Genomic DNA, 13,590 nt, shown 5'->3' with positions numbered 1-13,590 from the left:
GGGTGCTCGTGGTTGCTGTCTCAGAACCTACACAGTGGACGCGAGCCTCTATGGACAAGCCCTCGGCCTATTAGTACCGGTCACCTCCACCCATTACTGGGCTTCCAGATCCGGCCTATCAACCCCGTCATCTCCAGGGAGCCTTAACCAATCAAGTTGGTGGGAGTCCTCATCTCGAAGCAGGCTTCCCGCTTAGATGCTTTCAGCGGTTATCCTTCCCGAACGTAGCCAACCAGCCATGCCCTTGGCAGAACAACTGGCACACCAGAGGTCCGTCCGTCCCGGTCCTCTCGTACTAGGGACAGCCCTTCTCAAGACTCCTACGCGCGCAGCGGATAGGGACCGAACTGTCTCACGACGTTCTAAACCCAGCTCGCGTACCGCTTTAATGGGCGAACAGCCCAACCCTTGGGACCGACTCCAGCCCCAGGATGCGACGAGCCGACATCGAGGTGCCAAACCATCCCGTCGATATGGACTCTTGGGGAAGATCAGCCTGTTATCCCCGGGGTACCTTTTATCCGTTGAGCGACGGCGCTTCCACAAGCCACCGCCGGATCACTAGTCCCGACTTTCGTCCCTGCTCGACCCGTCAGTCTCACAGTCAAGCTCCCTTGTGCACTTACACTCACCACCTGATTACCAACCAGGCTGAGGGAACCTTTGGGCGCCTCCGTTACCATTTAGGAGGCAACCGCCCCAGTTAAACTACCCACCAGACACTGTCCCCGATCCGGATCACGGACCCGGGTTAGACATCCAGCACGACCAGAGTGGTATTTCAACAACGACTCCACGAACACTGGCGTGTCCGCTTCACAGTCTCCCACCTATCCTACACAAGCCGAACCGAACACCAATATCAAGCTATAGTAAAGGTCCCGGGGTCTTTCCGTCCTGCTGCGCGAAACGAGCATCTTTACTCGTAATGCAATTTCACCGGGCCTATGGTTGAGACAGTCAAGAAGTCGTTACGCCATTCGTGCAGGTCGGAACTTACCCGACAAGGAATTTCGCTACCTTAGGATGGTTATAGTTACCACCGCCGTTTACTGGCGCTTAAGTTCTCAGCTTCACCACACCGAAATGTGACTAACCGGTCCCCTTAACGTTCCAGCACCGGGCAGGCGTCAGTCCGTATACCTCGCCTTACGGCTTCGCACGGACCTGTGTTTTTAGTAAACAGTCGCTTCTCGCTGGTCTCTGCGGCCACCCCCAGCTCAAGGAGTAAATCCCATCACCAGGCGTGGCCCCCTTCTCCCGAAGTTACGGGGGCATTTTGCCGAGTTCCTTAACCATAGTTCACCCGAACGCCTCGGTATTCTCTACCAGACCACCTGAGTCGGTTTAGGGTACGGGCCGCCATGAAACTCGCTAGAGGCTTTTCTCGACAGCACAGGATCATCCACTTCACCACAATCGGCTCGGCATCAGGTCTCACCCCAAAAGTTGCGCGGATTTACCTACACAACGGGCTACACCCTTACCCCGGGACAACCACCGCCCGGGCTGGACTACCTCACTGCGTCACCCCATCACTCACCTACTACAAGCTTGGACCGTCGGCTCCACCACTCCCCTACACTCCGAAGAGCTCAGGGCGGCTTCACGGACTTAGCATCACCTGATTCAATGTTTGACGCTTCAAAGCGGGTACCGGAATATCAACCGGTTCTCCATCGACTACGCCTGTCGGCCTCGCCTTAGGTCCCGACTTACCCTGGGCAGATCAGCTTGACCCAGGAACCCTTAGTCAATCGGCGCACACGTTTCTCACGCATGTATCGCTACTCATGCCTGCATTCTCACTCGTGAACCGTCCACAACTCGTTTCCACGGCTGCTTCACCCGGCACACGACGCTCCCCTACCCATCACAACACCCGTTAAGGCTTCATGCTGCAATGACACGACGTCGGCGGTGTGCTTGAGCCCCGCTACATTATCGGCGCGGAATCACTTGACCAGTGAGCTATTACGCACTCTTTCAAGGATGGCTGCTTCTAAGCCAACCTCCTGGTTGTCTCTGCGACTCCACATCCTTTCCCACTTAGCACACGCTTAGGGGCCTTAGTCGATGCTCTGGGCTGTTTCCCTCTCGACCATGGAGCTTATCCCCCACAGTCTCACTGCCGCGCTCTCACTTACCGGCATTCGGAGTTTGGCTAAGGTCAGTAACCCGGTAGGGCCCATCGCCTATCCAGTGCTCTACCTCCGGCAAGAAACACACGACGCTGCACCTAAATGCATTTCGGGGAGAACCAGCTATCACGGAGTTTGATTGGCCTTTCACCCCTAACCACAGGTCATCCCCCAGGTTTTCAACCCTGGTGGGTTCGGGCCTCCACGACCTCTTACAGCCGCTTCACCCTGCCCATGGCTAGATCACTCCGCTTCGGGTCTTGAACACGCTACTCAACGCCCTATTCGGACTCGCTTTCGCTACGGCTCCCCCACACGGGTTAACCTCGCAACATGCCGCAAACTCGCAGGCTCATTCTTCAAAAGGCACGCAGTCACGACACCAAGTGCAAGCACTTGATGCGACGCTCCCACGGCTTGTAGGCACACGGTTTCAGGTACTATTTCACTCCGCTCCCGCGGTACTTTTCACCATTCCCTCACGGTACTATCCGCTATCGGTCACCAGGGAATATTTAGGCTTGACGGGTGGTCCCGCCAGATTCACACAGGATTTCTCGGGCCCCATGCTACTTGGGTGGCTCTCAAGTGAGCCGCAATGATTTCAGCTACGGGGGTCTTACCCTCTACGCCGGGCCTTTCGCATGCCCTTCGCCTACCACTACGGTTTCTGACTCACCGACCGGCCGGCAGACCGATCAAGAAAGCTCCCACAACCCCGCATGCGCAACCCCTGCCGGGTCTCACACACATACGGTTTAGCCTCCTCCGGTTTCGCTCACCACTACTCCCGGAATCACGGTTGTTTTCTCTTCCTACGGGTACTGAGATGTTTCACTTCCCCGCGTTCCCTCCACACCGCCTATACATTCAGCGGCGGGTGACAGCCCATGACGACTGCCGGGTTTCCCCATTCGGACACCCCCGGATCACAGCTCGGTTGACAGCTCCCCGGGGCCTATCGCGGCCTCCCACGTCCTTCATCGGTTCCTGGTGCCAAGGCATCCACCGTGCGCCCTTAAAAACTTGGCCACAGATGCTCGCGTCCACTGTGCAGTTCTCAAACAACAACCAGCCACCCACCACCCCGCCACATACGTGCGAGTTCACCGGGACCGGCACCGAAGACCCAGCCAAGCGGCCATGCCCTCAGACACCCAACAGCGCGCCCGGCACGACTCCCCCACCCACACCTTCCACACTCCGAAGAGCAGTACCAGCGCAAACAGTTGAACCGTGCCGAATAGTCAACGTTCCACCCATGAGCAACCACCGTCAGACACTCGCTGACGTTGTGGCCCCTGACTGCCTTGCGGCAGCAAGATGCTCCTTAGAAAGGAGGTGATCCAGCCGCACCTTCCGGTACGGCTACCTTGTTACGACTTCGTCCCAATCGCCAGTCCCACCTTCGACGATTCCCTCCCCACAAGGGGGTTGGGCCACCGGCTTCGGGTGTTACCGACTTTCGTGACGTGACGGGCGGTGTGTACAAGGCCCGGGAACGTATTCACCGCAGCAATGCTGATCTGCGATTACTAGCAACTCCGACTTCATGGGGTCGAGTTGCAGACCCCAATCCGAACTGAGACCGGCTTTTTGAGATTCGCTCCACCTCACGGCTTCGCAGCTCATTGTACCGGCCATTGTAGCACGTGTGCAGCCCAAGACATAAGGGGCATGATGACTTGACGTCGTCCCCACCTTCCTCCGAGTTGACCCCGGCAGTCTCCTGTGAGTCCCCGTCACCCCGAAAGGCACGCTGGCAACACAGAATGAGGGTTGCGCTCGTTGCGGGACTTAACCCAACATCTCACGACACGAGCTGACGACAGCCATGCACCACCTGTACACCGACCCAAAGGGGGACCCTGTCTCCAGGGTTTTCCGGCATATGTCAAGCCTTGGTAAGGTTCTTCGCGTTGCGTCGAATTAAGCCACATGCTCCGCTGCTTGTGCGGGCCCCCGTCAATTCCTTTGAGTTTTAGCCTTGCGGCCGTACTCCCCAGGCGGGGAACTTAATGCGTTAGCTGCGGCACCGACGACGTGGAATGTCGCCAACACCTAGTTCCCAACGTTTACGGCATGGACTACCAGGGTATCTAATCCTGTTCGCTCCCCATGCTTTCGCTCCTCAGCGTCAGTATCGGCCCAGAGATCCGCCTTCGCCACCGGTGTTCCTCCTGATATCTGCGCATTTCACCGCTACACCAGGAATTCCGATCTCCCCTACCGAACTCTAGCCTGCCCGTATCGAATGCAGACCCGGGGTTAAGCCCCGGGCTTTCACATCCGACGTGACAAGCCGCCTACGAGCTCTTTACGCCCAATAATTCCGGACAACGCTCGCACCCTACGTATTACCGCGGCTGCTGGCACGTAGTTAGCCGGTGCTTCTTCTGCAGGTACCGTCACTCTCGCTTCTTCCCTGCTGAAAGAGGTTTACAACCCGAAGGCCGTCATCCCTCACGCGGCGTCGCTGCATCAGGCTTTCGCCCATTGTGCAATATTCCCCACTGCTGCCTCCCGTAGGAGTCTGGGCCGTGTCTCAGTCCCAGTGTGGCCGGTCGCCCTCTCAGGCCGGCTACCCGTCGTCGCCTTGGTAGGCCATCACCCCACCAACAAGCTGATAGGCCGCGGGCTCATCCTGCACCGCCGGAGCTTTCCACACCCTTCCCATGCGGGAGGATGTCATATCCGGTATTAGACCCCGTTTCCAGGGCTTGTCCCAGAGTGCAGGGCAGATTGCCCACGTGTTACTCACCCGTTCGCCACTAATCCACCCCGAAAGGCTTCATCGTTCGACTTGCATGTGTTAAGCACGCCGCCAGCGTTCGTCCTGAGCCAGGATCAAACTCTCCGTGAATGTTTACTCGGCCAGCAGACGAATCCACCACCGGTACAACACCACGAGAGCGGAACCAGGAGAGGAATAATCCCCCGGTTCACAGCGTCCTCGCTGTGTGTTTCTTCAAAGGAACCTCAACCCACCGGAAACCCGGTAGGTCGGGGTATCAACATATCTGGCGTTGACTTTTGGCACGCTGTTGAGTTCTCAAGGAACGGACGCTTCCTTCGAAACCATTTCACCGGTTTCTCCGGGCGCTTCCCTTTCGGTGTTTCCGACTCTACCAGATCGAATCTACTAGAAGATCGGGGTGCTTCTTTCGCGAAATACCGTTGCCGGTTTCTTTCGTTTCGAAGCAAGAGAGACACTAACTGTTGCTGCCGAGCTCGTCCAGCTCTAGGCAACTGTTCGAATCTACTACCCGCAGTCTGCCGTGTCAACGGTTTTCTGGGGCGGATAGGACAGTAGCAGGTTGCTGCGGTCCTCCGCACATCAGGAGGCTGCGGGTACCCCGGCGGGCCGGTCCGATGCGGCTATGTCTCCTGTTTCTCCGGCCCTCGCCGCTCGTCGGCCGAGGACATAGACGTAGATCAGGAAGGCTGCTTCGGCGGCTGCTCCGATGAGGAGACGAGCCCAGGTCGGCAGGCCGGAAGGGGTGACGAAGGCTTCGATGGCACCGGAGACGAACAGCACGGCCGCCAGGCCGATGGCCATGCCGACCGCTGAGCGGCCCTCCTCCGCCAGTGCCGTTCTGCGGCTGCGCGGGCCCGGGTCGATGACCGTCCATCCGAGTCGCAGACCAGTGCCGGCGGCCACAAAGACCGCGGTCAGCTCCAGGAGGCCGTGGGGGAGCAGCAGGCCCAGGAAGGTGTCGAGGCGGCCTGCCGACTCCATGAGACCAAGGCCGATCCCGAGGCTGAGCACGTTCTGGAAGAGCACCCACAGCACCGGAAGGCCCAAGAAGGCACCGAACACCAGGCAGATCGCGGCGGCTTGGGCGTTGTTCGTCCAGACCTGGGCCGCGAAGGAGGTTGCCGGATGGCTGGAGTAGTACGCCTCGTACTGGCCTCCGGGACGGGTCATCTCTCGGAGATGTTCAGGGGCTCCGATGGTTGAGCGGACTTCTGGGTGGGTGCCTACCCACCATCCGATGAGCGCGGCCACCACCGTGCAGAGCAGCGCGGTAGGGACCCACCACTGGCGTGAGCGGTAGACCGCCGCCGGGAATCCGGCGGTGAAGAAGCGGACCGCGTCACGCCAGGACGCTGTGCGTGCACCTGTGACCGCGCTGCGGGCTCGGGCGACGAGGCTGGTGAGGTGGCCGGTGACGGCCGGGTCGGGAGCGCTGGATTGGACCTGGGACAGGTGAGTGGCGGCGCGCTGGTAGAGCGTGACCAGCTCGTCGGCCTCGGCACCTGTGAGGCGGCGGTGACGGCGCAGCAGGTCGTCCAGCCGGTCCCACTCGGCGCGGTGGGCCGAGGCGAAGACATCCAGGTCCATGGGAAGAGCTTGGCAGGTTTGCAGGCAGGGGGAAGAGGCTGCGGTGCTGCGAGACTGGGCCGGGGCAGGGAGTCCGACGGGCCGACCGGATGAAGAGGGGGCGCGTGGTGAGCGAACTGGTCACGGGCGATGCTGTCGTGCTCGGGCTGCGTACGGCCCGGCTGCCGAGCAGGGCGCTGGCTGTCGTCATAGATCTCCTGCTCGCCTGGACCCTCTATCTGTCGCTGACGATGGCTCTGCTGCTGGCCACTGCTTCGCTGGACGAGGCGGCGTTCGCCGCGGTGCAGGTGGGGTTGTTCCTGCTCGTCCTTGTCGGGGTGCCGATCGCGATCGAGACACTGAGCGGTGGGCGGTCCTTGGGGAAGCTGGCGGCCGGATTGCGGGTCGTGCGTGAGGACGGGGGGCCGATCCGGTTTCGGCATGCTCTGGTGCGTGGGGCCCTGGGGGTCGTGGAGATCCAGCTCTTGTTCGGGGTCGTCGCGTGTATCGCTTCGCTGGTGTCGACGCGGGGGCGTCGGCTGGGGGACGTGTTCGCGGGGACGCTGGTGGTACGGGAACGTATTCCGGTGCCGCGGGGAAGAGCGCCGGTGCCGCCTCCCCCGCCGTGGCTTGCGGGTCGGCTGGGCGAGCTGGACCTTTCACGGGTACCGGACGGTCTGTGGCTGGCCGTACGGCAGTACTTGATGCGGGCCGGGCAGTTGGACAGTGCTGTGAGCCAGTCCATGGCGGAGCTGCTTGCCGACGACGTCACGGCGTGGACGGGCACTCCGTCTCCACGGGAGGTGTCCGCTGCGGAGTATCTGTCCGGGGTCGTGGCCGAGCGGCAGGCGAGGGACGCACGGCGGGCCTTCGCCGGGGCGGCGAAGGCCTCAGTCGGCACGGAATCGTGGGCGGAGGCCCTCGAGGGCGGCCGTGCGACGGGCGCTGTCGGGGACGGCGTACGGCGTGCCGGCGGGTGGCTGGCCCCGTCGGGTGCCGAAGCGGAGACGGCCGCTGCCCGGTCTCGATCCCAGGGGCACGGTGTCTCGTCTGCCTCTCGTCCGTCTGCGGCGTCCGGGCCCGGGGCGGGGCGGGGCACGCCGGACGAAGAGGCCGGGCCGCCTCGTACGGGGTTCGTGCCGCCGGCGTAGGCAGAGCCTGGCGTCATGTGAAGGTCGAGGGCGGGGTCTCGAGGTCCTCCAGCTCGATGCCGGGGGCCGCGAGGACGACGTCACCGGCCAGGTGCACGGCGTGCTGCTCGCCTGTCTCCAGGTCGTTGACCTGGTAATTCTCCACGACGAGGGGGCCGTTGTCAGTGGCGTGTGCTTCGCTGTTCAGCAGCGCCCAGGACTGGTCGAGAGTGCGGGGAGCGAGGACGGGGGGTGTGAGGGCGACGAGGCGGATGCGTGTGGCTCTGTCACCGGGAGCCGGGCGCAACAGCCGGGATGTCGCGACGAGAAACGCGGGGGAAGCCCCGGTGAAGGAGTGGGCGGCGACGTTGCCCTCCTGGGCATGCTCGCCCGTGGGGTCTGTGCGCACCCAGGTGACGCCCTCCAGCGCAGCGCCGCGAACCTGCCAGCTGGCGGCGTGCAGTTCGAGCCGGAGAGGGCGTCCCAGTTCGTCGAGGGTGAGGTCGACGGAGCCGGCGTGTTCGCCTGTGGGGGTGGTGAGTTGGGAGACGTAGCGCCAGCCGGAGGGGCCGGTGGCGCAGTGGAAGTGCTCTTCGCCAAGAGGGGTGTGATCGTGCGGATCATGAAGCGAATATCGGCCGCGGGGCATGAGGGGTGTCCGGGATCGGTGCGGTGGGCTGAGGTCGAGCCAGGTTCGGTGGGGCTGAGGTCCGGTGCGGTGGGGCGGATGCTTGCCGGAGCCGGGGGACGGAGAGGCCCCCGCCCGGAGGCGGGGGCCTGCGAACCGATCGGCTGACGGCTGCTGAGCCTGGTGTGGCTCAGTGCCGCTGGGCCTGGCGGGTCAGTACCGGTAGTGGTCGGGCTTGTAGGGGCCCTCGACCGGGACGCCGATGTAGGAAGCCTGCTCCGGGCGGAGCTCGGTCAGCTTGGCGCCGAGCGCGTCGAGGTGGAGGCGGGCGACCTTCTCGTCCAGGTGCTTCGGCAGCACGTAGACGTCGGTCGGGTAGGACTCGGGCTTGGTGAACAGCTCGATCTGGGCGATCGTCTGGTCCGCGAAGCTGTTGGACATCACGAACGAGGGGTGTCCCGTGGCGTTGCCCAGGTTCAGCAGGCGGCCCTCGGACAGGACGATGAGGGTCTTGCCGTCCGGCCAGGTCCACGTGTGCACCTGCGGCTTGACCTCGTCCTTGACGATGCCGTCGATCGCCGCGAGACCGGCCATGTCGATCTCGTTGTCGAAGTGGCCGATGTTCCCGACGATGGCCTGGTGCTTCATCTTGGCCATGTCCGAGGCCATGATGATGTCCTTGTTACCGGTGGTGGTGACGAAGATGTCGATCGTCTCGACCACGTCGTCCAGCCTCGCGACCTGGTAGCCGTCCATGGCCGCCTGGAGCGCGCAGATCGGGTCGACCTCGGTGATCAGGACGCGTGCGCCCTGGCCCCGGAGGGACTCGGCGCAGCCCTTGCCGACATCGCCGTAGCCGCAGACCAGGGCGGTCTTGCCGCCGATGAGGACGTCGGTGGCGCGGTTGATGCCGTCGATCAGGGAGTGGCGGCAGCCGTACTTGTTGTCGAACTTCGACTTGGTGACGGCGTCGTTGACGTTGATCGCCGGGAAGAGCAGCGAGCCCGCCTGGTGCATCTCATAGAGGCGGTGGACGCCTGTGGTGGTCTCCTCCGTGACGCCGCGGATCTCGGAGGCGAGCTGCGTCCACTTCTGGGGGCTCTCGCGCAGGGTGCGGTTGAGGAGTTCGAGGATGACTCGGTGCTCGTCGTTCTCGGCTGTGCCGACCGCGGGGGCCGCGCCGGCCTTTTCGTACTCGACGCCCTTGTGGACGAGGAGGGTGGCGTCGCCGCCGTCGTCCAGGATCATGTTCGGGCCGCCGGTGGCGGTGTTGGGCCAGGTGAGGGCCTGCTCGGTGCACCACCAGTACTCATCCAGGGTCTCGCCCTTCCAGGCGAAGACCGGGACGCCCTGGGGGTTTTCCGGGGTGCCGGTGGGGCCGACGGCGACGGCAGCCGCGGCGTGGTCCTGGGTGGAGAAGATGTTGCAGGAGGCCCAGCGGACCTCGGCGCCCAGGGCGACGAGGGTTTCGATGAGCACGGCCGTCTGCACTGTCATATGCAGGGATCCTGTGACGCGCGCGCCGGCAAGGGGCTGCTGCGCAGCGTATTCCTTGCGGATCGCCATCAGACCGGGCATCTCATGCTCGGCCAGCGTGATCTCCTTGCGGCCGAAGGCCGCCAGGGAGAGGTCCGCGACCTTGAAGTCCTGGCCGGTCGTGGAGGTCGTCGTCATTGCGAGCTGCTCCTCGATGTCGAGAGTGTGGCTGACTGGTCCGTGCTACGGCGCGGGACGGTGTGGTGACCGGTCGCGCGGAGGCGCGCATCGTCTCCGGGCACACTCGTCCCCTGCTCGCAGCTCAGTCCGTCGGAGGCCCTCTCTCCCTCGGTGGCCCGCTGGGCGGACCGCCCGACCGCCATCAGCAGCGACGTCTGGCTCTACGAATCTACACCGCCCGTCCAGTCGAACGGATTGCCTCGGGTCACAGCAAGGGCGACACTGGGGCGGTTTTCGGCCGCTTGCGCGTCGGTCCGCGCGGCTGATTCGGTGCTGTCACCGGCTGATTCGATGCCGCTACCGGCTCGTATGAAACACAGATCACATCCCCCACCCCACTGGCCGAGCAAGGAGTTATCACGTGACCAGTCCTGTCGACCCCCACGACGAGGCGGCGCCCCCGCCCGAGCCGGGGCTGAAACTGCTCGCCGTCACCGCCTGCCCCACGGGCATCGCTCATACGTACATGGCGGCGGAGAAACTGACCCAGGCCGCCGAGGCGCGGGGCATCGCCATGAAGGTGGAGACCCAGGGATCCATCGGGGCCGAGAATGTCTTGACTGACAACGATGTCAGAACCGCTGACGGCATCATCATCGCCGCGGACAAGGATGTGGACCGCAGCAGGTTCGAGGGCAAGCGACTGCTGGTCACCGGCGTTTCGGAAGGCATCAGCGATCCGGGAGGGCTGATCGACAGAGTGCGCGAGGCGCCTGTCCACCGGAGCTCCGGCTCCTCCGGCTCCTCCGCCTCGGCCGCGGGAGCCGGGGACGGTCAGGGCGGCGGCAGTGACGGTGGGGCGGCGGCTGGGGCGTCCGGGCCTGCCGGGGCCAAGGGCCGGGAGCGCAGCGTAGGCTACAAGGCGCTGATGAACGGCGTGTCGTACATGATCCCGTTCGTGGTCGTGGGCGGGCTGCTGATAGCCGTCTCGCTCGCTGTCGGCGGCCATCCGCAGGCCGATGGCGGGCTGGTGATCCCGGACGGCAGCTTCTGGAAGCACGTGAACGACATCGGCACGGTCGGCTTCCAGCTCATGGTGCCGATCCTGTCCGGCTACATCGCCTACGCGATCGGGGACCGGCCCGCGCTCGTGCCGGGGATGATCGGCGGCTGGATCGCCAACACCGGTGAGCTGTACGACTCCAAGTCGGGGGCGGGCTTCATCGGCGCGATCGTGACCGGATTCCTCGCCGGGTATCTGGTCCGCTGGATCAAGCTCGTGCCGGTCTCGCGGTTCGTGCGGCCGATCATGCCGATCATCGTGATCCCGATTGTGGCCACTTCGGCTCTCGGGCTGTTCTTCATCTACGTCATCGGGCGGCCGATCTCCTGGGTCTTCGAGAACCTGACCGAGTTCCTGGGCAGCATGACCGGCGCCAGTGCCGCGCTGCTGGGCGTCGTGCTGGGGCTGATGATCGCGTTCGACATGGGCGGGCCGGTGAACAAGACGGCGTTCTTGTTCGGGACCGGGCTGGTCTCCAAGAGCCCCGAGGTGATGGGCATGTGCGCGGCGGCCATTCCGGTGCCGCCGCTGGGGCAGGGGCTCGCGACCCTGGTGCGCCGCAGGCTGTTCACCGACCAGGAGCGCGAGACGGGTTACGCGGCGCTGTTCATGGGCTTCTTCGGCATCACCGAGGGCGCCATCCCGTTCGCGGCGGCACGGCCCGCGCGGGTCATCCCGGCGAACATGCTCGGCGGAGCCGTCGCGGGCGGTATCGCCGGGCTGGCCTCGGTCGGGGACAACGTGCCGCATGGCGGGCCCATCGTCGCGGTGCTCGGGGCGATCGACGGTGTGGCGCTCTTCTTCGTCGCCGTCGTCGTCGGTACGGCCGTGACCGGTCTGACCACGGCGGGGCTGATGACCGTCGGAGAGCGGCGCACGGGTCGCGCTCCGGATGGCGCGGTGCCGGAGGCCGAGGCAGCGCCGTCGGTCGCTGTCGCGGCGGCGAGCAGCGCTCCGGCCCGGCCGACGGTCAAGGCGGGCGCCGGGACGAAGGCCGAGCCCATACCCGGAGCCGAAGCCGAGGCCAAGGCCAAGGCGGGAGCCAAAACCGGAGCGGCTATGGAAGCCGGCGACGCGGCGCGTGACGAGGACGGCTCCCCCGCCCCGTCAAAGGAGCCCGAGGTGCTCTCCGGGTATCTGACGGCACGGACCGTCGAGGAGCGGCTGGCCGCCGAGAGCAAGGAGGCGGCCATCCGGGAGATGGCGGCGGTGCTCGGCCGCAGCGGCAAGGTGACGGACAGCGAGGCGCTCGTCCGGGCGGCGCTGGCCCGGGAGGAGCAGGGCACGACGGGGCTCGGCGAGGAGATCGCCGTCCCGCACGCGAAGACGGACGCGGTGAGCGCGCCGGTGGTCGGGTTCGCACGGTCACCGGAAGGCATCGAGTGGGGTGCTCTGGACGGCACCGAAGCGCGGCTGGTGTTCATGATCGCGGTACCGGAGGCCGCGGCGGGGGACGAGCATCTGCGGATCCTGGCGCTGCTGTCACGGAAGCTGATGGACTCCGGCTTCCGGGCACGGCTGCTAGAGGCGGCCGACAAGGATTCGGTGCTCCGGATACTCGCTGAAATCCACTGACGGGTGACGGCCTCCTGAAGGCCGTCACCCCCGACGAAAGGCTCTGGCCTGCCCCGCACGAAGCGCGGAGCAGGCCAGAGCTGACGGGCGGACGGACCTCAGTGGCTTTCCGAGGTACCGGATGCCGCGGCGGGCTCCGCACCCGAGGTGCGGAGGATGTCGGGCTCCAGGTAGATCACCCGGGCGATCGGCACGGCCTCGCGGATGCGCAGTTCCGCGGCGTTGATCGCGTTGGCGACCTCCTCGGCCGTGTCGTCGTGCTGTACGGCCACCTTGGCGGCCACCAGCAGCTCCTCGGGGCCGAGGTGCAGGGTGCGCATGTGGATGAGGCTGGTGACCGTCTCGCCGTCCACGAGGGCCTCTTGGATGCGGTCCCGCTCGGCCGGGTCGGCGGACTCGCCCAGCAGCAGCGACTTGGTCTCGGCCGCCAGCACGATGGCGATGATGACGAGGAGCACGCCGATGCACACGGTGCCCACGCCGTCCCAGACGCCGTTGCCCGTCAGCAGGGCCAGGCCGACACCGGCGAGGGCCAGGACGAGGCCGACGAGGGCGCCGAGGTCCTCCAGCAGGACGACGGGCAGCTCCGGCGCCTTGGCGCGGCGGATGAACTGGCCCCAGCCGAGCTTGCCGCGGACCTCGTTGGACTCCCGGATGGCCGTGCGGAAGGAGAACGACTCCGCGATGATCGCGAACACGAGCACGCCCACTGGCCAGTACCAGTGTTCGACCTCGTGGGGGTGGCGGATCTTTTCGTAGCCCTCGTAGAGCGCGAAAACGCCGCCGATGGTGAACAGGACGATGGAGACCAGGAAGCCGTAGATGTAGCGCTCGCGGCCGTATCCGAACGGATGCTCCTCGCTGGCTTCCTTCTTGGCCTTCTTGCCGCCGAGCAGCAGGAGGCCCTGGTTTCCGGAGTCGGCGACCGAGTGGACGCCTTCCGCCAGCATCGAGGCCGAGCCGCTGAAGGCCGCAGCCACGAACTTGGCCACCGCGATGGCCAAGTTGGCGCCCAGCGCCGCGACGATCGCCTTCGTACCGCCTGATGCACTCACGAGTTGGAGGTCCCTTCC

At 64.7% G+C, this 13,590-nt stretch carries 6 protein-coding genes and 2 rRNA genes; 2 read left to right on the top strand and 6 right to left on the bottom strand.

Annotation, left to right across the window (positions count from 1 at the left end; genetic code table 11):
* Window positions 1–50: 50 nt before the first annotated feature.
* The 3 genes from OHB04_RS25555 to OHB04_RS25545 form a co-directional block, all read right to left on the bottom strand.
* Window positions 51–3,173, bottom strand: a 23S ribosomal RNA gene (locus OHB04_RS25555).
* A 302-nt stretch (window positions 3,174–3,475) separates the two neighbouring features.
* Window positions 3,476–5,004: ribosomal RNA gene (locus OHB04_RS25550) — 16S ribosomal RNA — on the bottom strand.
* The 16S and 23S rRNA genes sit together here, the layout of an rRNA operon.
* A 474-nt stretch (window positions 5,005–5,478) precedes the next feature.
* On the bottom strand, window positions 5,479–6,486 hold the full coding sequence (locus tag OHB04_RS25545) for a stage II sporulation protein M (RefSeq protein ID WP_326689988.1): 1,008 nt from the start codon (window positions 6,484–6,486) through the stop codon (window positions 5,479–5,481).
* 107 nt (window positions 6,487–6,593) lie between these two features.
* On the opposite strand from OHB04_RS25545, the gene OHB04_RS25540 reads away from it, so the two are divergent.
* Entirely contained in the window at window positions 6,594–7,616 is a 1,023-nt protein-coding gene (locus OHB04_RS25540) for an RDD family protein (protein ID WP_326808396.1), read from the top strand.
* Window positions 7,617–7,629: 13 nt separating this feature from the next.
* On the opposite strand, the gene OHB04_RS25535 is transcribed toward OHB04_RS25540, so the two are convergent.
* Window positions 7,630–8,244, bottom strand: a complete 615-nt coding sequence (locus OHB04_RS25535; RefSeq protein ID WP_326689986.1) for a hypothetical protein — start codon at window positions 8,242–8,244, stop codon at window positions 7,630–7,632.
* Window positions 8,245–8,436: 192 nt separating this feature from the next.
* Window positions 8,437–9,897 (bottom strand): adenosylhomocysteinase, encoded by a 1,461-nt coding sequence (gene ahcY / locus OHB04_RS25530; protein ID WP_326689985.1) that lies wholly within the window; start codon window positions 9,895–9,897, stop codon window positions 8,437–8,439.
* 403 nt (window positions 9,898–10,300) lie between these two features.
* Between ahcY and OHB04_RS25525 the strand changes: the two genes are divergently transcribed.
* Window positions 10,301–12,517, top strand: coding sequence for a fructose-specific PTS transporter subunit EIIC (locus OHB04_RS25525; protein WP_326808395.1), 2,217 nt, complete (start codon window positions 10,301–10,303; stop codon window positions 12,515–12,517).
* A 98-nt stretch (window positions 12,518–12,615) separates the two neighbouring features.
* Here OHB04_RS25525 and OHB04_RS25520 read toward each other — a convergent pair whose 3' ends face one another.
* Window positions 12,616–13,572, bottom strand: a complete 957-nt coding sequence (locus OHB04_RS25520; protein ID WP_326689983.1) for a cation diffusion facilitator family transporter — start codon at window positions 13,570–13,572, stop codon at window positions 12,616–12,618.
* Window positions 13,573–13,590: the final 18 nt, after the last annotated feature.

It is taken from the genome of Streptomyces sp. NBC_01775 (genome assembly GCF_035917675.1).
Taxonomy (GTDB): domain Bacteria; phylum Actinomycetota; class Actinomycetes; order Streptomycetales; family Streptomycetaceae; genus Streptomyces.
Note: the sequence above shows the minus strand (reverse complement) of the source record. Positions and strands in the feature narration are given on the sequence as shown.

Coding starts and splice junctions, on each gene's coding strand:
- OHB04_RS25545 (WP_326689988.1), bottom strand. CDS start 6,486: ATGGACCTGGATGTCTTCGCCTCGGCCCACCGCGCCGAGTGGGACCGG.
- ahcY (WP_326689985.1), bottom strand. CDS start 9,897: ATGACGACGACCTCCACGACCGGCCAGGACTTCAAGGTCGCGGACCTC.
- OHB04_RS25535 (WP_326689986.1), bottom strand. CDS start 8,244: ATGCCCCGCGGCCGATATTCGCTTCATGATCCGCACGATCACACCCCT.